Source organism: Ruegeria sp. CK2 (assembly GCF_056536585.1).
On sequence record NZ_JBQFPW010000007.1, the window covers coordinates 31,560 to 49,431 of the forward strand.

Consider the following 17,872-nt stretch of genomic DNA (forward strand, 5'->3'; position numbering starts at 1 on the left):
AGGGAGGACTTACCGTGAAACAATTGAACAAAGCCTTACTGACGACAAGCGCATTTTGCCTGTGTGCTGCTGCTGCCTTGGCGGAAGGCAACCTGCCATTGAAAGAGCTGCCCGGTATCGCAGATCGGGACTACTGGGTTCCGGGCGAGGTAAATGCCGACGGCAAGCTGGAAGCGCTGCAAGCCACGACCGGGGCTGAAGCGATAAAGTATTCAGGCACGCAGGACGGGCCGTTGCAGATCGCTTTGATCTACCCTTCGGCGGATACGTCAGATTTCTGGGCGCGCAACTATCTGGCGATGATCAAACGCCTGGACGAGTTGGGGATCGAATACGACACCACAGAATTTGCCAGCCGTCAGATCGAACACAGCCTGCAGTCAACTTATGCCAATCAGGTGGTTCAAGATGCGGATCTATATGATTTCGTCATTTTTGGCCCATCGGAATTGGCCATTCAGGCAGACAACATCGACAAGATGTCGGCTAGCGACGGCTTTGCCACCTTCGTCTGGGCCTTTCACACGCCGCCCAAGGATCTGGAAAACCAGCCGGATGCATGGTTCGATTTCAGCTCGGCCGCGGGTGCGCTGACCATGTGCGACTACATGCTGGAACGCTTGGGCAATGACGTGACCATGGCGATGAACCGGGGTATTCCGGGGATCACTGACGATCAGCGCTCGGGCGATTTCAAGGCCTGTGTTGAGGATAAGGGCAACTGGACTACCGTTTATGAACACTATGGTGAGTACCAGCGCGAAGGTGGTTTTGAGGGCACTAGCCTGATCCTGCAGGCGTATCCTGAGGCCACGATCATCCACAACGCAAACACGGCGATGGCGATGGGTTCGGTCGAGGCACAGGTTGCAGCTGGCAAAGAGAAAGAAGTCTTCTCGACCGGTTGGGGCGGTACAGGTCTTGAGCTGGACGCCATCCGTCGCGGCGAACTGGATGCAACCCCGATGCGCATGGGCGACGATGTTGGTGCCGCCACGGCTGAGGCCATCAAGGCGCATATGGAAGGCCGTCAGGACGAGCTGCCTTTTGTTTTTCTGGGCCGGATTACGGTCGCACATGACCAGATGAACCCAGACGAATTGGATGCGCTGGAACAGGAAGCGTTTCGGTTCTCAGGCGTGGGCGCTCTGGAGCGTTGACCTCGGGCTGGGCGGGGACATCCCCGCCCAAACTGAATTTGGGATTGACGATTTACGGCGCGACGCATAACGATGTGACCGGTCACATAGAATAGGTTTGATGACTCGGAAAGGGGTTCAAAATGGCGCAATCCATGATGCTGATCGAAAAGTGCAGCCATTGCGTAAGCTGGTATGATATTCAAACGGGTGCCCGTCAGGGTCGTTTGGACCTGCCACATTTTCCCCATGAGTTCGTGGTCGACGATGATTACCAGTACGCTTATGTCGGTCACTACGGGGTGCAGAATTCCGGTATCGAGGGTACCGAGGGTCGGTCGGTCATCGTGATTGATATCCACAAACAGGAAATCGTGCACACCTACGATCTGGGCGAACATGCCCGCCCACATGGGATCGGATTGGACGGGCAGGGGCGGTTATACGTGCTGTCGGAATGGACAGGTCATCTGTTAGTCAAGGAAAACCCGCGCGCCTTCGATCAGGGATGGGATCATATCACGCCGACGGGCGGCACCAAGTGTCATCTGTTTGCCCTCACCAAAGATGGGCACACGGCTTATTCCATGAATTTGACCTCTGGCGATGTGACTGTTTTCAACCCCTACGATGTGTCAGTATCGCCGATCTCAATCAAGACCGGGCAGAAACCCGAGGGGAGATGTCTGCGAGAAGAAGCACACACGCTTTATACCTCACAACGGATTTCCAACACCGTAGCCGTCATCAACACCGAAACGCTGGAAGTCGAGCGTACTTTCCCAACACCGGATGACCCCTGCCGTATTTACTATGACGAAAAGCGCAATCGCCTCGTGACGATGAACCATTTTGGCGGCTCGTTTTCCGTTTTTGACGAAGCGACGGGTGAGATGCTGCACGAACAGAAAACGCCGGCGAATCCGCTGGCCCTGTGTATCGATAACGAGGCCGCCTTCGCCTATATCGCGATTGATTGCGAGCAGGTGCAGCGGTTCAACCTTGATACATTCGAGGTGGTGCAGACCTTTGACACGGGCAAGGAGCCAGACGTGATGGTCATCCTGCCCGACGGATTTTCAAAATACTGGGAGGGTGTGGCATGATCAAACCTCGCATCGCAATTGTTCCTGGCGATCCGTCCGGGATCGGGCCAGAACTCATCGCCAAGCTGCTAAATCAGGATGGCGTTCAGGATGCTGCCGATATCGTGCTGGTCGGCGACAGCCATTTGTGGCAACGCGGCGCAGAACAAGCTGATCTTGAGGTCCCTTTGAACACGGTGTGTGAGGTGACGGATCAACATGGGCTTTCCCATCTGGAGCTGGACACAATTGCACCCGAGGACGTGAAAATCGCCAAGGTGACGGTTGAAAGTGGCACCACATCCCTGCGCTGTCTCGACAAGGCGATGGATCTGGCAATGGCGGGACGGGTGGACGGCATCCTTTTTGGCCCGTTCAACAAGGCGGCGATGACGGGCGCCGGGCTGAACGCCGAGGATGAGCATCGCTATATGGCGCGGTATCTGGGTCATGAGGGGTATCACTCGGAACTTAATGTTCTGGATGAGCTGATGACCACGCGCGTGACCTCTCATATCGGGCTAAAAGACGTCGCGGCCAACATTACCGAAGACAGGATACTAAAGGCCGTCAATCTGGCCGATGACACCCTGCGCAAGGCGGGCAAGGTTCGTCCCAACATCGCGGTAGCGGCGCTGAATCCGCACGCAGGCGACAACGGCAAATTTGGTCGGGAAGAGATCGACATTCTTGAACCTGCCGTCCGCAAGGCGCAGGAAAAACAGATGAACGTGACAGGGCCATGGCCCTCGGACACCGTGTTTCTCAAGGCTCAGCGGGGCGAGGTTGATGCGGTTGTGACCATGTATCACGATCAAGGCCAGATCGCGATCAAGCTGATGGGGTTTGAGCGCGGTGTAACTGTTGCGGGCGGGCTACCGATTCCAGTGGCGACCCCAGCACACGGCACTGCCTTTGATATCGCCGGACAGAACAAGGCCAACCCGAGCGCTACACGGCAGGCGTTTGATCTGCTGGTGCGGATGGCCAAGACACATCGCGCCGATCGTGGCGCGGCCTGAGGAGACTGAGATGACCAAAATTAAAGCCGTGCGCACCCGCGTCTGGAACTGGACCGGACCCACGGTACCACCCACGGGCAACTTCTGCACCAACGCGTCAGACGCACTTTGGGATAAGGGCGACGCAATGTCCTCTTTCCGGTTTCACCAATGGCTGACCTGCGAAATTGAAACCGAGGACGGCACCGTCGGCATTGGCAATGCGGCACTTGCGCCGACAGTGGTCAAGAAGGCCATCGATGATTGGTTTGCGCCCATGGTGATTGGGGAAGATCCGTTCGATTATGCTTATCTGTGGGAAAAAATGTACCGCCGCAGCCACGCCTGGGGACGCAAGGGCATCGGGATGACAGCGATCTCGGCGGTGGATCTGGCGATTTGGGATCTGATGGGCAAGCTTGTGGGCAAGCCTGTTTTCAAATTGCTTGGCGGGCGGACCAAGGAAAAGATCCCGGTCTATTACTCCAAGCTTTATTCCGGCCCGGTCGAGTCCATGCAGGCTGAGGCTGAAGAGGCCAAAAAGCACGGCTATTCCGCCTACAAAATGCGCTTTGGATGGGGGCCCAAGGATGGAATGCCCGGCATGCGCGAAAACCTGAAGCGTGTCGAGGCGGTGCGCGAAGTCATTGGATATGACGCGGATCTGATGCTGGAATGTTATCAGGGTTGGAACCTCGACTACACCAAACGTATGCTTCCGAAGCTGACCAAATACGAACCTCGGTGGCTGGAAGAACCGGTGATTGCCGACGATGTCGAAGGTTACCGCGATCTGAACGCAATGAATATCGTGCCGATCTCGGGCGGGGAGCATGAATTCTCGGTTATCGGTTGCAAGGATCTGATCGAGAAAAAAGCCGTCTCGGTCCTGCAATATGACACCAACCGTGTAGGGGGCATCACGGCGGCGCAAAAGATCAACGCGATCGCCGAGGCGTTCCAAGTGCCGGTCATCCCTCATGCCGGACAGATGCACAATTACCACCTGACCATGGCAAATGCGAATTGTATGATCAGCGAATACTTCCCCGTCTTTGATGTCGAGGTTGGCAATGAGCTGTTCTATTACATCTTCGAAGGTGATCCAGATGCGGTCGACGGCTTCATTGATCTGGATGACGACAAGCCAGGCCTAGGGATTGAGATCACGGATAAGCATCTGAAACATTTCGAGATAACGGAGTAGCCCATGACATACACTGGCATCTGGCCCGTCGCTCCAACGCCGTTCAATGATGACGGTACACTTGATCTTGATGGGATGAAGCGTGTTTTGGATTGCCTGATCGATCAGGGCGCAGACGGGATCTGTGTTTTGGCGAATTTTTCGGAACAGTTTCTGATCTCAGACGAAGAACGTGCAACCTTAACCCGGCTAAGCTTGGAACATGTCGCCGGGCGCGTGCCGATGATTGTGACGATCAGTCATTTTGCCACGCAGATCGCTGTCGAACGCGCTAAGTTTGCGAAAGACCTTGGCGCGGACATTGTCATGATGATGCCGCCTTATCACGGGGCGCTTTTGAAAGGGAACGCGCAGCAGACCTTTGATCAGTTCGCGGCTGTGGGTGAAGTCGGTATCCCAATTATGGTACAGGATGCGCCGCTCTCAGGTGTTGATCTACCCGTGTCGTTGTTGGTGCAGATGGCTCAGGAAATTGACATGGTGAAGCTGTTCAAGATCGAGTGTCCTCGCGCGGCCAATAAGCTACGGGCATTGATTGCCTCAGGTGGTGATGTAATTGAAGCGCCGTTTGACGGCGAAGAGGGCATCACTTTGCTGGCTGATCTGGATGCCGGTGCAACCGGTTCCATGACATCCGGAATGATCGTTGATCAGATCAAACCCGTGATTATCCATCACCACGCTGGCCGCATTGATGAGGCGACTGACGCTTATGGGCGCGTGGCGATGGTGATCAACCACGAAAACCGGCAATGCGGTTGGCAGTCCTGCAAGGCCGCGATGGTCGAAGGTGGCGTGATCCGATCCGAATTTTGTCGCCACCCGATTGATCCGCTGCAACCGGCCATTCGTGACCGGCTGATAGACCTTCTGAAACCGCTGGACCCACTGGTCCTGAAATGGGGAAAATAAGATGATCCTTGGAAAAAACCTGATCGACGGCACATGGGTCGGGTCCGACAATCTGCGCGCGTCTGATGATCTGGGCGGGCAAAGCTTTGCACAGGCGACCGCAGCGCAGGTCGACGAAGCTTGCCAGGCCGCCCGCCGTGACTTTCGTGCCTATTCCGGAAAATCACGTACCGAACGCGCCACATTCCTGCGCGCAATAGCGGATCAAATGGATGCTCTCGGCGATGAGATCACCGAGACCGGTATGGCAGAAACCGGCCTGCCCGATGCGCGGCTCATCGGCGAGCGCGGCCGTACGACGGGCCAGTTGCGTATGTTTGCCGATCTGATTGAAGAGACAGGATATCTTGATATCCGCAAAGACGGCGCACTTCCTGATCGGACGCCACTCCCCCGTCCTGATCTGCGCCTGACGCACAAAGCAATCGGCCCCGTGGCCGTGTTTGGTGCGTCGAATTTTCCGCTCGCCTTTTCGACAGCAGGTGGCGACACCGCATCGGCACTGGCCGCTGGTTGTCCCGTTATCGTCAAGGGTCACAGCGCACATGCTGGCACCGCCGAACTGGTGGCGCAAGCTATCGCCAAGGCGGGCGAACTATGTGATATGCCTGCGGGCACGTTTCAAATCGTTCAAGGCTCTGGCCGTGAAGTTGGTTCGGCACTTGTTCAGCATCCTGAAATCCGGGCGGTCGGCTTTACCGGATCCTTGGCCGGGGGGCGGGCACTTTATGATCTGTGCCATGCCCGAGCCCAGCCCATCCCGTTTTATGGCGAGCTGGGTTCGGTCAATCCGATGTTCTGCCTGCCCGAGGCGATGGCCGCACGTGCAGCAGAGATTGGCGCGGGCTGGGCGGCGTCGCTGACGATGGGGGCAGGGCAATTCTGCACCAATCCAGGCGTAGCGGTCATGCTAAAGGGATCAGATGCAGATGCTCTGGAATCGGCTTGTGTCAACGCGCTGAACGAAACCGCCGAGCAGAAGATGCTGACAGACGGCATTCACGATGCTTATGAAAAGGGTGTCCGTGAATTTCGCGAGCTTATGGTCGAGGTCACCTCTTGCGACGCTGTAACTGACAGTCGCTCGGCTGTTCCGGCCTTGTTCAAGGTCAACGCCAAGGAGTGGATGGCAAACCCTAAGCTGCAACACGAGGTATTTGGCGCAGCGGGCATTATCGTTCGGTGCGAGACCCCTGATGAAATGCGGGCGCTTGCCGAGTGCCTGGAGGGACAACTGACCCTGACCTTGCACATGGATGAAGCTGATGAAGCGTTGGCCCGTGAATTGATGCCGGTGCTGGAAGAGAAGGCGGGCCGTTTGCTGGCCAACGGTTTCCCGACAGGTGTCGAAGTGTGTTCATCCATGATGCATGGCGGGCCGTACCCGGCCAGCACCGATGTCCGCGCGACCTCGGTCGGCACTTTGGGCATCGCGCGCTGGTTGCGGCCAGTAAGCTATCAGAACATGCCAGCGGCTCTATTACCCAACGAGTTGCAGGGCTGAAGTTCTGAGATTGTGACCGGGAACAAGGTGGTCTAGTTTCTGCCCAAAGGTGGTGGTTGCATGACGAACAAGAATCCCGGTCGCACACATGTCACGATGCGAGACGTTGCAAAGGCGGCAGGTGTATCGCGGATGACTGTCAGCCGCGCGCTGAAGAAAAACAGCCCAATTTCCAAGGAAACACGCGACCACATCCTGCAAGTCGTCAAGCAGATGAACTATGTCCCAGACCAAATGGCAGGTTCTTTGACGACCAAGAAGTCTGGCTTTGTCGCAGTGCTTTTGCCCTCGCTGAACAATTTACACTTTGCGTTGACCGTCCAAAGCTTGACCGAAGAGCTGGAAAAAGTTGGGCTGCAATTGCTGCTTGGACACACGGACTATTCTGCCGAGCGGGAAGAACAGCTCGTGGAAACCATGCTGCGCCGCCGTCCAGAGGCTATAGTCTTATCTTATGACGGTCACACACAGCGCACTCTTGACCTGTTGGCTGACGTATCCGTGCCCATCGTTGAAATTTGGGAGAAACCGCAAAATCCAATTGCGCATACGGTCGGGTTTTCGAATTCAAAAGCTGCTTATGACATGACACAGGCGTTGATCGAACGTGGCTTTGAGAACATCGTTTTTCTTGGTGAAGGTCAGGATGATTGGACCCGAGGCGCGGCGCGGCGCGAAGGTTTTGAGCAGGCTATGAGCAGCGCCGGGCTAGATGCCAAGGCGCAGATCATGCTGGGCACTCCACCGCTGACCATCGAGAATGGTGCCGCCGCCGTCGATCACATTCTGGACAGGTATCCCAACGTCGATTGCGTGTTTTGCGTGTCAGACATGGCGGCCTTTGGCGTTCAGAGTCGTCTTTTGCAAATCGGCAAGGCCGTTCCAGACGAAATCTCTGTCGTCGGTTTCGGTAACTTTGAGGTCTCGAGGTTCAGCTCCCCCTCGATTTCCACCGTTGTTGTTGACCCGACTGAGATTGGGCGGCAAACCGGGAAGCTTATTTCGAAACTACTTGGTGACGAGGAAACTCGCACAGATTCGCCATGTCATGTGACGCTCACACCGCGCATCGAGTTTCGCGAAAGCTGCAGATTCTCCTAAACTCATTAACCTGCTGATTTAAATCGTAATATTTTACTATGTGACCGGTCACATAGATGCTAGTGTGACCGGTAACAAGGGGTGGAGGGATAATGCCCAGAATACGATTAGAGGGCCTCGTCAAACGCTACGGGGACTTTGAAGTCCTGCACGGAATCGACCTCGAGATGGAAGAGAACGAGTTCACCGTGTTTGTTGGCCCGTCTGGATGTGGCAAGTCGACAACGTTGCGTATGATTGCCGGGCTTGAGACGGTATCGGAAGGTGAGATTTTCATTGATGATCGCCCGGTCAGTCATCTTGAACCCAAGGCTCGCGATCTGGCGATGGTGTTTCAAGATTATGCGCTCTATCCGCATCTTGATGTGGCGCGAAACATGTCTTTCGCACTGAGACTGCAAAAGGTCCCCAAAGCTGAGATCGACAAAAAGGTAGGCGACGTCGCCCGGATGCTGGGCTTAACCGATTACCTGCATCGCAAACCGGCGGAATTATCGGGGGGTCAGCGTCAGCGAGTTGCCATGGGCCGGGCGCTGACGCGCGACAGCAGTACGTTTCTGTTTGACGAGCCCCTGTCCAACCTTGACGCCAAATTGCGTGGTCAGATGCGTGCCGAGTTGGCTCTGATGCGTCAGCAGGTACAAAAAAACATGATCTACGTCACTCACGACCAGATCGAAGCCATGACACTGGCGGATCGGATCGTTGTTATGCATGGCGGGTACATTCAGCAACAAGGCACACCGGAAGAACTGTATAAAAATCCCGTTAACAAGTTTGTCGCTGGCTTTCTTGGTTCGCCACCGATGAACTTTCTGGACGCAAGTGTTGAAGATCGTGGTGGTGAGCTGTTTGTGACGGGCGCCGGATTTTCTATCAGCTTAACTCAGAAGCGCCAGCAAAATATGCAGAAAGCCGATCTGCGCAATGTCACGCTTGGCATTCGACCTTCTGATCTGCGCTTTAATCCTAACGCCCCCGAGGATGCCAGTCTGGACCTGAAGGTCGTGGTCTCGGAATACATCGGCGCGCAATCCGTACTGATCTGCGATTGCGCAGGTCAGAAAATCGAGGTCGAACTGAAGTCGGATACGCCCATCGCCTTGGGTGAGACCCTTCGGTTTGAGGTCAACGCCGACGCAATTCATCTATTTGATCGCGAAAGGGAGGTCGCCCTCTAAGAGCGGCCCAAAACAGCATGGGAGGAGCAAATGCTGAACTTACTCAAACAGACCGGTGCGGGCGTCGCGGCCCTAACACTGACTGTAGGGTTGGCAACCGCCAATCCGTATGAGCCCTATGAGGGCTCAACACTTGTCGTGAATTTCCCGGCACATCCTCACTTTGACGCGGTGATGCAGGTGCTACCACAATTCACCGAAGAAACCGGCATTCGGGTTGAGGTCGACCAACTTCAATACCTGAAGATGCGTGAAAAACAGACGCTGGAACTGACAAAGAACAAAGGCGACTACGATCTGATCGCCTATGTGGTGTTTTCCAAAGCCGATTACGTCTATGCGGATCAGCTGGAAAACCTGGCCAAGTACTTCATGAATCCCGCGCTGGCAGACCCGAACTACGACGCAGAGGATCTGATCGACGGATATGTTGGTAACATTGGCGTTTCTGGTGGCGCTAAGGGATACCTGCCCGGACCTACCGGATCGTTGTTCGGCATTCCTTTCGGGTCCGAGACTTCGATCTTGGGATATCGCAAGGATATCTTTGACAAGCACGGCCTTGAGGTGCCGAAAACCTATGACGACCTATTGGAATTGGCGTGTAGAATTCCCGAGCTGGAACCCGGCATGGGTGGTCTGGCATCGCGCGCCGCTTCAGGACATCATGCGTCGCACGCATACCTTCTGCACCTCGCGCCGTTGGGTGGTCGCATTTTCGATGACAACTGGAACCCGATTATGAACAACGAAGAGGGGGTCAAAGCTGCCGAAGCGTTGAAAACAATTGTCGAGTGCGGTGCCGAGGGCGCGGAGACTTTCGGCTTTGCCGAGGCGGGTGCATCGTTTCTGCAAGGCAATTCAGCGATGTTCCTCGACTCCACTGTCTTTGCAGGTCAGGTCAATAACCCGGAGAAATCCAAGGTCGTTGGTAAGATCGGCTGGGCGCCACACCCAGAAGGCGCACGCCGTGGGAGTCAGACCGGTGGGTTTGGCATTGGCATTCCGACAAATGCCCAAAATAAGGATGCCGCCTTCCTGCTGATGCAATGGCTGACTTCGAAAGAGGCGGACAAAGCTATAGCGGTTGCCGGCGGTAACCCCTCGCGCTTCTCGACCCATAGCGATCCTGATGTTTTGGCTGAACAGCCGCATCTTGAAGTTTTTGGTGAGGCACTAAAACATGCCGATCCCGATTGGCGTCCTATCATCCCGGTCTGGGGTAAAATCAATGCCGATCTGGGTACAACGCTCAGTCAGGTTCTGACCGAAGACCTGGATATTCAGACTGCGCTGGACGGTGTTGCGGAACGTAGCAAGGCGATTATGGACGACGCTGGCTACTACACCTGGCAGCAATAAGCTCACTCCCCAAGGCGGTGCCTGAACCAATGTTCGGGTGCCGCCTCTCAAGACGAAATTCAAAAATCAAAGGGCCGCTGTTATGAGTGCTGTAGCACGGGCCAATCGGCTCACCCCATATCTGTTCTTGGCGCCCGCAGCGGTTGTTCTGATCTTTGCGCTGCTCTACCCCATCGGATACATGATCTATGCCAGTTTCCTTGATTGGAGCCCCAGCCAGCGTATCGGTCAGGCCGAGTTTGTTGGTCTAAAGAACTACGCCAATCTGCTGCATGACAGTGCGTTCCACGAAAGCTTCTGGGTCACGATCAAATTTGCGTTCGTTGTAGTGACTTTGGAGATGGTTCTGGGTGTAGGTCTGGCTTTACTGTTGGATCGGAACATTCGCGGCATGTCCGTCTTGCGGACGGTGTTCATCCTGCCGATGATGATTGCCCCGATCGTGGTCGGCCTGATGTGGCGCTACATGTACCATCCGACCGTCGGCATCTTTAACCGTACAATCAAAAGTTGGGGTTTTGATGAGGGCATTCCTTGGCTGTCGGATAGTACCTGGTCTTTTGTTGCCGTTGTGATCGCCGACGTCTGGCAGTGGACACCGTTCATTTTCATCCTTGCCTTGGCTGCCATGCAGTCTTTGCCGCGTTCAGCGTTGGAAGCAGCCGAGATTGATGGCGCCAGCGAGTGGCAGAAAATCACTCTGATCAAGATACCCCTCATGATGCCGGTTTTGGTCGTGACTTTGCTTTTGCGGCTTATCGATGCGTTCAAAGTGCTTGAGGTCATTTTGGTCCTGACGAATGGCGGCCCTGGCTTGTCCACAGAGATAATTGCCTTGCGAATTTTCCGAACTGCCCAGGAGTTTCAGGAGCTGGGCGAGGCGGCCGCGATGTCCAATGTCCTATTGCTGATGCTGATGGCACTGACCATCGGGATGTTCATGTACACCAAGATTCAAGAAGCCCGGGCCGCCAGGATGCGAGCTGCTGCCGAGCAAACAGAAAGCTGAAAATCATGGCAACGCAAATCGAAAAACAAAACCCGGCCTTCTATGCTTTGCTCGCTGCATTGGTCGTCATGTCAGTGGGGCCGATCCTTTTGATGCTGGCGACGTCGTTCAAAATGAACGTCGACATCTATGATGAAAGCGTTTCAGCCTTTTTCTTCACGCCGACGATCAGAAATTATGAAACGGTTTTGTGCGACGTGCTGTGGTACGATCCTGACCATGTGCAATACTGCGATCCAACTTTCGGGCGGGCCCTTCGCAACTCGTTGATCGTGGCGACAATCTCGACGGGGATCACCCTACTGATTGGCTGCATGGCCGCATATGCTTTGGTCCGGTTTCGCTTCATGGGCCGCGGAGCGGTGTCCATCACAACGCTGATGATGCGCATGGTGCCGCCGGCTGTGCTGTTGGTTCCGGTTTTTGGCATCTGGACGTTTCAGTACCATCTTGATCAATCCTACACAGGGATCATTCTGGTCTATACGGCCATGAACCTGCCGTTTGTCATCTGGATCTTGCAGAGCTTTATCGTGCAGGTTCCAATCCAGCTGGAAGAGGCAGCGCGAATGGATGGTGCCAACCCGCTTCAGGTATTCTATCTGGTTGTTTTGCCGATCATCAAACCCGGGCTTGCGGCTGCGGCGATATTTACATTCCGTATTGCTTGGAACGAGTTCCTCCTGGCCAACGCGCTGCTGGGAAGGTCGACGCGAACGGTACCTGTGACAATCGTTAACTCGATCACCGAATATGACATCGACTGGGGCGTGATCATGGCCACAGGAATGTTGCTGGCAGTACCGCCCATTATTTTCACATTTGTTGCATCGCGACAGATCATTACTGGAATGACAGCGGGGGCCGTGAAAGGCTGATGATCGAGTGGTTGTTTTCACCGATTGATCCAACGCGAGGGCATGATGTCGGTTTCTTTTTGTCCTGGCATGCTCGGTGCATGGTGATTGCCTGGGGCGTGATATGCCCGGCAGCAATCTTAGCAGCACGCTATTTTAAGATACTACCGGGTCAGAACTGGCCTCAGGAACTGGACAACCGGGTGTGGTGGTTGTGTCACTGGAAAGGCCAGACACTCGCGTATGTGCTATCGCTTGTTGGGCTCGGACTTGTCCTTAGTAGCTCCGGTGGGCGACCGGACGCGTGGTTGCATCGGATCTTGGGGTATATCGTGCTTGCTCTGGGCACGTTGCAAGTTGTATTGGGCGTTTTCCGGGGCACCAAAGGTGGCCCGACCGCACCGGCAAATGACGGCAGCTTTTCTGGCGATCACTATGATATGACGCCTTGGCGAGTGGCGTTCGAGCACATTCATAGAACTTTGGGTTATCTAGCGCTGGTTCTCGGGGCAATAACGATCCTAAGCGGGTTATGGTCGTCGAATGCGCCACGCTGGATGTGGGTCATGATCAATGGTTATTGGTTGGGCTTGATTGCGATTGCCGTTTTTTTGCAACTTTCTGGCAGGGCGCATGATACATATCAAGCAATTTGGGGGCCGGGTCCCGACCTGCCGGGCAATCGAAGGCACAAAATGGGTTGGGGCACCGTAAGGCCCGGAGATCAAATGATTTCCCCCTCAGAGGAAGGAACAGAGTGATGTTTGGTGTTTTGGAAGGCACTGGCTTTGAGGTCAACGAAAAAGAGTTCGAGGCATGTTTCATCGGGCATGCCCGCGTCGAGCGGCTATGGACCGGGGCACGTTGGACCGAAGGACCTGCTTGGTTTGCGGCCGGTCGCTATCTGGTCTGGTCCGACATACCCAACAACCGGATGATGCGTTGGGATGAGACGGATGGTTCGGTTTCAGTATTTCGCGAACCGGCCAACAACACCAACGGTCACACGGTTGACGGCCAAGGACGTCTTGTCTCGTGCGAGCATCTGACCCGTCGGGTCACCCGCACGGAGCATGATGGCTCGATTACAGTTCTGGCTGACGCTTGGCAGGGCAAACGGCTCAACTCTCCAAACGATGTTGTCGTTAGATCTGATGGCTCAATCTGGTTCACAGATCCGTCCTACGGGATCATGATGGATTATGAAGGCGAGCGCGCGGAAAGCGAGATTGGGGCTTGCCAAGTCTATCGGATCGACTCTGATACGGGCGAGGTGACTGCGGTCGCGACAGATTTTGTCAAACCAAACGGATTGGCTTTTTCGCAGGACGGAAATACGCTCTTCGTGTCGGATACTGGTGGTACACACATGCCAGATGGACCGTCACACATCCGCAAATTCTCGGTCGGTGGCGATGGGAAGTCTTTGTCTGGCGGCGGTGTTATCGCGGAATGCACCAATGGTTTCTTTGATGGTTTTCGGTTGGACCACGGCGGCAGAATCTGGAGCTCGGCCGCTGATGGTGTGCATTGCCTGAACGCCGAAGGGGATTTGATCGGGAAAATCCACATACCTGAAATCGTTTCAAATGTCTGTTTCGGTGGCGCCAAGCTGAACAGATTGTTTGTTACCGCGACCAGTTCGCTTTACTCGATTTACTTGAATGTGAACGGGATCAGGCACTCCTAGGCTCCGGACTCATACCCAATAGGTGACGAGAGCGGTAAGCGTGATCGCTGACAGGAAGAACTTCGGGCATCAGTCGTAGCGGGTCGCAACCCTCCGCCAATCCTTGGGCCTGCCGAACATTATCTCGATCCTGTCGCGTTTTTAATAGCGCAGCTTGTCGTATCGGATAGTCGATTTGCGTTGCTTCCGGCTGGGGATACAGGCACGTATCCCTTTGTCTTTCAACGCTTCTCTGAACAAGTCGGTGTCGTAACCGCGGTCCCCAACAAGCGATCCGACCTTCTGCAGGCTGCCAACCAGAAAAACAGACACGTTCACCGCCTGTTTTTGCGGCGGTGAACCATGCAGAACAACGGAAATCAATCGATCCCGGGCCTAATACAAGGGCTTCTGGTGTCAGTCTCTGCGCTTCAGTGGCAGTCAGTCCTGAAATAACGTTGCGGTTTCATTGCGCACGTTCCTGTCTTCAATCTGAACAAACACGATCCAAAAGGTGCCGCGTCTCCGGCATACGCCCCAACGTGGCGTCTATCCGCGCTCGCCACTTAGGCCCGCGGGACCGGGCATCTTCATAGGCTTCACGCAATTCGTCCGGACGATCCTCGGCCAGCACCTCAATCAGAAAGGCGGCTTGGCGCTGGTCTTTTTCCGACTTTAGTGCATTCTCCCCGCCGCGCCGGCGATCCGCGACGATCAGCTTGTGGATGGCATAACGCTCGGGTTGCGGGATCTGCACCATGACGCCGCTGCGATAGGTCACAGCCGCCTTGATCGGGTCGGCGATGAGGTAGTTCAGATGGTGCAGACCTTGCGCATCTACGCCGAGCGCGGGCAATTCGCGCACGCCTTCTTCTTCGCCAAAGGACGGTGTCAGGAACTCGACCAGGGTATCGCTGCGTGTTTGTTTCCAGCGCCAAGTCTTGTCAGCCTGCAGGCTGGGCTGAGGCACAAATGAAAAGTCCCGGAAAACCTGTTCAAGCGGCGGTGTGGCGGCGTCCTCAAGGGCGAGGGAGAGGCGGGAGAAGCTGGCGATGTCGATGTCATCGGTATGCGCCATCAGATCTAGGCCGTATCGGACACCCAATTCTCCCTCGTAGAGACGAAACGCATGGGTGCCTACGATGGTGCCTCCAAGGCGAAATACGCCAGACGCTGCCATCGCCGACATGAGACTGCCTGTTGCAGCGTCCAGATTTAGAAAGCCTTCTGCCCGGAGAAGGCGCACAAGCCGGGTTCGGTTCTTCCTGCGCTCATCGGCTTCAGCTTTGAGTTGCTGATGTTGCTCAAGCCTGGCCCTGAGTTCCTCTCTGTCCTCGCCGATATAGCGTTTCTTGACGTCAGAGCCGACCCGGTATGTGTCATACCAGTAGACTTTTCCATTGCGTGAGACATGTGTTGGTGTGCCTCGGATATCCGAAACAGCATCGTCTTTAAGCGATCGCAGCAGGTCGTGATAAGCGGCTTGGGCGATGGATGAATGTCGCTTGAACGTCATGTTGGCGCCGTGTTCTACAAAAGGTTACTTTGTTGAACATACTACGTGTTCAACAAAAAAGAAAGGTGTTGAACATATCAGGCGTTTCCCGCCACATTCCCAAACGGACCATCGCTATAACTAAGATATTCAGCGTGTGTTGCGTCATTTCCGGGAGGATAGATATGACCAAGAAGCCGGATGAAAACAACCGATTGTGCCTTTTCCCCCCAACTGGGCCACTACTTTGGCTTAGAAAGGGGAAGAGGAGGTGGCTCGAAAGCAATACTCGGACGAAGATATTCTGAAGCTGCTGCGTGAGATTGAACTGAAGCTGGCCGATGGCGACGATGTTCGCATGGCTTGCCGCGGTGTCGGCGTCAGTGATGCGACTTAGTACAACTGGCGGCGTCGGTTCGGAGGTATGGGCAGATCGCAGCTTTCGGAGTTGAGTAGTCTGGAGAAGGGAACGCCCGGCTTAAGAAGATCGTGGCCGAGCTTGAACTGGACAAGCCGATCCTAAAGAAAGTCTGAACTACCTTAAACCGAGGGCCTGACGACGAGCCAACTTTGTCAGGCCGTCATTCATGCTCGCCAGAAGCTCGTCACATCAGAGCGGCGCACCCACAAGGTGGTCGGCCTTGCGCTCATTTCCATGCAGTGCCAGACCGTCGAGAAGGACGACGATGCTCTTCGACTGGCGGATGTGTCACCGCGCGTTATGCGGCACATCGCGGCAGTTCATATGGCATAGGCAGGTATCTCGATCGAGGAGATTGGACAGTTTCTCGGCCATTCAGATTCGTGGATCACCGCGTCCATTAATGCGCGCTACAGCCCGGAGCACCTGCGTAAGGCTGCTAGCGTCCTAGAGTTCGACTGATGCTCAGGTTTAACAACCTCGGATCACTGTCCTGAAAACACTAAAGGCGCGATCGGGCAACTTGAAAACTTGGTCGGAGTGAGAGGATTCGAACCTCCGACCCCTGCCTCCCGAAGACAGTGCTCTACCAGGCTGAGCTACACTCCGACCGTGGCGGGTGATCTATACCCCGCAATTGGGATGCGCAAGTCGATTTCCGGGCCTGAGATTTTGCAAACCTCCGCCAGAGTTCATTTGTCAGTTCGGCCTATGACAGTGCGCAATCACGGCAACGCGCTGGTTCTGTGCAGTTTTATTTTTGTGCCTCCGTGATCAACAACCGGCCCGGTTGGGAGTAACGGAAGGCGCGTCGATCGGGCGAGGGACGGGTTGCTGGTTACGATGCCGACGCGCCAACCGGAAAACCGTGACATAAGGACTTTGCCCAGACTGCCATACAAAGACCGCAGGCGCTTTTCATCCCCGATCCGTGCGCCGTAGGGTGGGTTAACGATCACCAGACCGGCCTTGCCTTCCGGGGGTTTAATGTCGCTGACGGCGCGTTGGGCAAATTGGGTCACATGGGAAACCCCGGCTTGAGCGGCATTGGCGCTGGCGGCTTCGATGGCGCCTGAGTTTCGGTCCGAGCCGTAGAAACGAAGGGTCATCTCTGGGGGCGGGGTGTCTTGACGCAATGATTGCCAGACTTGTGCGTCAAAGCTGGCCAGATCCTCGAATGCGAAATGGCGCGAGCGTCCTGGTTGCAGACCCAACGCGATTTCGGCCGCTTCAATCACAAATGTGCCCGAGCCGCACATGGGATCCACCACCGGTTCAGTGCCGTCAAACCCGCATTCTCGTAAGAACATGGCAGCCATGGTCTCACGCATAGGGGCCTTGGCGATGGCTGGTTTGTGGCCCCGTTTGTGCAGCGGTTCACCTGAGGTATCGATGGAAAAGGTGCATAGGTCTTTCTCGATACGTAGCAGGACGCGTAGCTTGGCGTCAGAAGAAATTGGGGCACCAAGGGTCTCGGATATAGCGTTTTCAATTCGCTGCCGGGCCGCGCCTGCATGATAAATGCGGGATTTCCGGCTGGTGGCCTCGACTTTGACCGGTATGTCAGGGCGTAGAAAAACTGACCATGGAAATTTGCGCGCCCGTTTGTCCAACTGGGCCAGGTGCACGGCCGGAAAACTTCCTATGCGTACCAATACCTTATTCGCTCCGCGAAGGCACAGGTTGGCACGCCAGGCTTCGGACCAATCCCCGCGGCAACTGACGCCTCCGGCGACCTTATGGGCCTCGGCGAATCCGTTTTGGATAGCCTCTTCACACAAAGGCGCTTCGAGACCGGGTGTGGCCACCAAAAAGATTTCAAAACTGTCTGAAGTGTTCATCCCCGTTGCTTACACTGGAAGTAAATCAGGCGCGACACGCTTTTTTTGTGCTATTTTGGTCGCGTCGCTGCGAGTTCAGGATAAAGTG

The 17,872-nt window shown here is 55.2% G+C and carries 16 protein-coding genes, 1 tRNA gene and 1 pseudogene; 14 read left to right on the forward strand and 4 right to left on the reverse strand.

Translation table 11 applies throughout. The annotated features are described in order from the left end of the window. The first annotated feature begins 14 nt into the window (after positions 1-14). The 13 genes from ACR0BU_RS12345 (at position 15) to ACR0BU_RS12405 (ending at position 14,048) form a co-directional block, all read left to right on the forward strand. Positions 15-1,160, forward strand: a complete 1,146-nt coding sequence (locus ACR0BU_RS12345; RefSeq protein WP_480737601.1) for a substrate-binding domain-containing protein — start codon at positions 15-17, stop codon at positions 1,158-1,160. A 122-nt stretch (positions 1,161-1,282) separates the two neighbouring features. Continuing rightward, a complete protein-coding gene (locus ACR0BU_RS12350) occupies positions 1,283-2,245 on the forward strand; it encodes a YncE family protein (protein WP_480737603.1) in 963 nt (320 codons plus the stop codon). After that, complete coding sequence (locus ACR0BU_RS12355) at positions 2,242-3,246, forward strand: 4-hydroxythreonine-4-phosphate dehydrogenase PdxA (protein WP_480737604.1); 1,005 nt, start codon at positions 2,242-2,244, stop codon at positions 3,244-3,246. The genes ACR0BU_RS12350 and ACR0BU_RS12355 overlap by 4 nt, the downstream gene beginning before the upstream one ends. Before the next feature lie 10 nt (positions 3,247-3,256). Further along, complete coding sequence (locus ACR0BU_RS12360; RefSeq protein WP_298935154.1) at positions 3,257-4,432, forward strand: L-rhamnonate dehydratase; 1,176 nt, start codon at positions 3,257-3,259, stop codon at positions 4,430-4,432. 3 nt (positions 4,433-4,435) lie between these two features. Continuing rightward, the gene (locus ACR0BU_RS12365; RefSeq protein WP_480737606.1) at positions 4,436-5,344 is read left to right on the forward strand and encodes a dihydrodipicolinate synthase family protein; all 909 of its coding nucleotides are present in this window, start codon (positions 4,436-4,438) and stop codon (positions 5,342-5,344) included. Between the two features lies 1 nt (position 5,345). Next, positions 5,346-6,848: an aldehyde dehydrogenase (NADP(+)) gene (locus ACR0BU_RS12370; protein ID WP_480737608.1), complete on the forward strand. Its 1,503-nt coding sequence runs from the start codon at positions 5,346-5,348 to the stop codon at positions 6,846-6,848. Between the two features lie 60 nt (positions 6,849-6,908). Next, complete coding sequence (locus tag ACR0BU_RS12375) at positions 6,909-7,949, forward strand: LacI family DNA-binding transcriptional regulator (protein WP_480737609.1); 1,041 nt, start codon at positions 6,909-6,911, stop codon at positions 7,947-7,949. A 92-nt stretch (positions 7,950-8,041) separates the two neighbouring features. Next, the gene (locus ACR0BU_RS12380) at positions 8,042-9,130 is read left to right on the forward strand and encodes an ABC transporter ATP-binding protein (protein WP_480737611.1); all 1,089 of its coding nucleotides are present in this window, start codon (positions 8,042-8,044) and stop codon (positions 9,128-9,130) included. 30 nt (positions 9,131-9,160) lie between these two features. Next, positions 9,161-10,492 (forward strand): extracellular solute-binding protein, encoded by a 1,332-nt coding sequence (locus ACR0BU_RS12385; protein ID WP_480737612.1) that lies wholly within the window; start codon positions 9,161-9,163, stop codon positions 10,490-10,492. A gap of 82 nt (positions 10,493-10,574) precedes the next feature. Then, complete coding sequence (locus tag ACR0BU_RS12390) at positions 10,575-11,501, forward strand: carbohydrate ABC transporter permease (protein WP_298935148.1); 927 nt, start codon at positions 10,575-10,577, stop codon at positions 11,499-11,501. Between the two features lie 5 nt (positions 11,502-11,506). Beyond that, on the forward strand, positions 11,507-12,379 hold the full coding sequence (locus tag ACR0BU_RS12395) for a carbohydrate ABC transporter permease (RefSeq protein WP_298935147.1): 873 nt from the start codon (positions 11,507-11,509) through the stop codon (positions 12,377-12,379). Continuing rightward, the gene (locus ACR0BU_RS12400) at positions 12,379-13,119 is read left to right on the forward strand and encodes a cytochrome b561 domain-containing protein (protein WP_480737614.1); all 741 of its coding nucleotides are present in this window, start codon (positions 12,379-12,381) and stop codon (positions 13,117-13,119) included. The genes ACR0BU_RS12395 and ACR0BU_RS12400 overlap by 1 nt, the downstream gene beginning before the upstream one ends. Further along, positions 13,119-14,048, forward strand: a complete 930-nt coding sequence (locus tag ACR0BU_RS12405) for an SMP-30/gluconolactonase/LRE family protein (protein WP_480737616.1) — start codon at positions 13,119-13,121, stop codon at positions 14,046-14,048. The genes ACR0BU_RS12400 and ACR0BU_RS12405 overlap by 1 nt, the downstream gene beginning before the upstream one ends. A 69-nt stretch (positions 14,049-14,117) precedes the next feature. Here ACR0BU_RS12405 and ACR0BU_RS12410 read toward each other — a convergent pair. Then, positions 14,118-14,348: pseudogene (locus ACR0BU_RS12410) on the reverse strand (transposase); the annotation flags it as partial. 166 nt (positions 14,349-14,514) lie between these two features. Continuing rightward, on the reverse strand, positions 14,515-15,543 hold the full coding sequence (locus tag ACR0BU_RS12415) for a nucleotidyltransferase family protein (RefSeq protein WP_480737617.1): 1,029 nt from the start codon (positions 15,541-15,543) through the stop codon (positions 14,515-14,517). A gap of 250 nt (positions 15,544-15,793) precedes the next feature. Between ACR0BU_RS12415 and ACR0BU_RS12420 the strand changes: the two genes are divergently transcribed. Further along, positions 15,794-15,919: a hypothetical protein gene (locus tag ACR0BU_RS12420; RefSeq protein WP_298935143.1), complete on the forward strand. Its 126-nt coding sequence runs from the start codon at positions 15,794-15,796 to the stop codon at positions 15,917-15,919. 556 nt (positions 15,920-16,475) lie between these two features. Here the strand turns inward: ACR0BU_RS12420 and ACR0BU_RS12425 are convergent. Beyond that, positions 16,476-16,552 (reverse strand) — tRNA-Pro (locus ACR0BU_RS12425). Between the two features lie 116 nt (positions 16,553-16,668). Next, on the reverse strand, positions 16,669-17,784 hold the full coding sequence (locus ACR0BU_RS12430; protein WP_480737620.1) for a THUMP domain-containing class I SAM-dependent RNA methyltransferase: 1,116 nt from the start codon (positions 17,782-17,784) through the stop codon (positions 16,669-16,671). Between the last annotated feature and the right edge of the window lie 88 nt (positions 17,785-17,872).

What these genes read in the sequence shown, in the direction of transcription:
- ACR0BU_RS12360 (WP_298935154.1), top strand. Translation starts at nt 3,257, where the DNA reads ATGACCAAAATTAAAGCCGTGCGCACCCGCGTCTGGAACTGGACCGGA.
- ACR0BU_RS12390 (WP_298935148.1), top strand. Translation starts at nt 10,575, where the DNA reads ATGAGTGCTGTAGCACGGGCCAATCGGCTCACCCCATATCTGTTCTTG.
- ACR0BU_RS12355 (WP_480737604.1), top strand. Translation starts at nt 2,242, where the DNA reads ATGATCAAACCTCGCATCGCAATTGTTCCTGGCGATCCGTCCGGGATC.
- ACR0BU_RS12415 (WP_480737617.1), bottom strand. Translation starts at nt 15,543, where the DNA reads ATGACGTTCAAGCGACATTCATCCATCGCCCAAGCCGCTTATCACGAC.
- ACR0BU_RS12430 (WP_480737620.1), bottom strand. Translation starts at nt 17,784, where the DNA reads ATGAACACTTCAGACAGTTTTGAAATCTTTTTGGTGGCCACACCCGGT.
- ACR0BU_RS12365 (WP_480737606.1), top strand. Translation starts at nt 4,436, where the DNA reads ATGACATACACTGGCATCTGGCCCGTCGCTCCAACGCCGTTCAATGAT.
- ACR0BU_RS12385 (WP_480737612.1), top strand. Translation starts at nt 9,161, where the DNA reads ATGCTGAACTTACTCAAACAGACCGGTGCGGGCGTCGCGGCCCTAACA.
- ACR0BU_RS12375 (WP_480737609.1), top strand. Translation starts at nt 6,909, where the DNA reads ATGACGAACAAGAATCCCGGTCGCACACATGTCACGATGCGAGACGTT.
- ACR0BU_RS12370 (WP_480737608.1), top strand. Translation starts at nt 5,346, where the DNA reads ATGATCCTTGGAAAAAACCTGATCGACGGCACATGGGTCGGGTCCGAC.
- ACR0BU_RS12400 (WP_480737614.1), top strand. Translation starts at nt 12,379, where the DNA reads ATGATCGAGTGGTTGTTTTCACCGATTGATCCAACGCGAGGGCATGAT.
- ACR0BU_RS12350 (WP_480737603.1), top strand. Translation starts at nt 1,283, where the DNA reads ATGGCGCAATCCATGATGCTGATCGAAAAGTGCAGCCATTGCGTAAGC.
- ACR0BU_RS12395 (WP_298935147.1), top strand. Translation starts at nt 11,507, where the DNA reads ATGGCAACGCAAATCGAAAAACAAAACCCGGCCTTCTATGCTTTGCTC.
- ACR0BU_RS12380 (WP_480737611.1), top strand. Translation starts at nt 8,042, where the DNA reads ATGCCCAGAATACGATTAGAGGGCCTCGTCAAACGCTACGGGGACTTT.
- ACR0BU_RS12405 (WP_480737616.1), top strand. Translation starts at nt 13,119, where the DNA reads ATGTTTGGTGTTTTGGAAGGCACTGGCTTTGAGGTCAACGAAAAAGAG.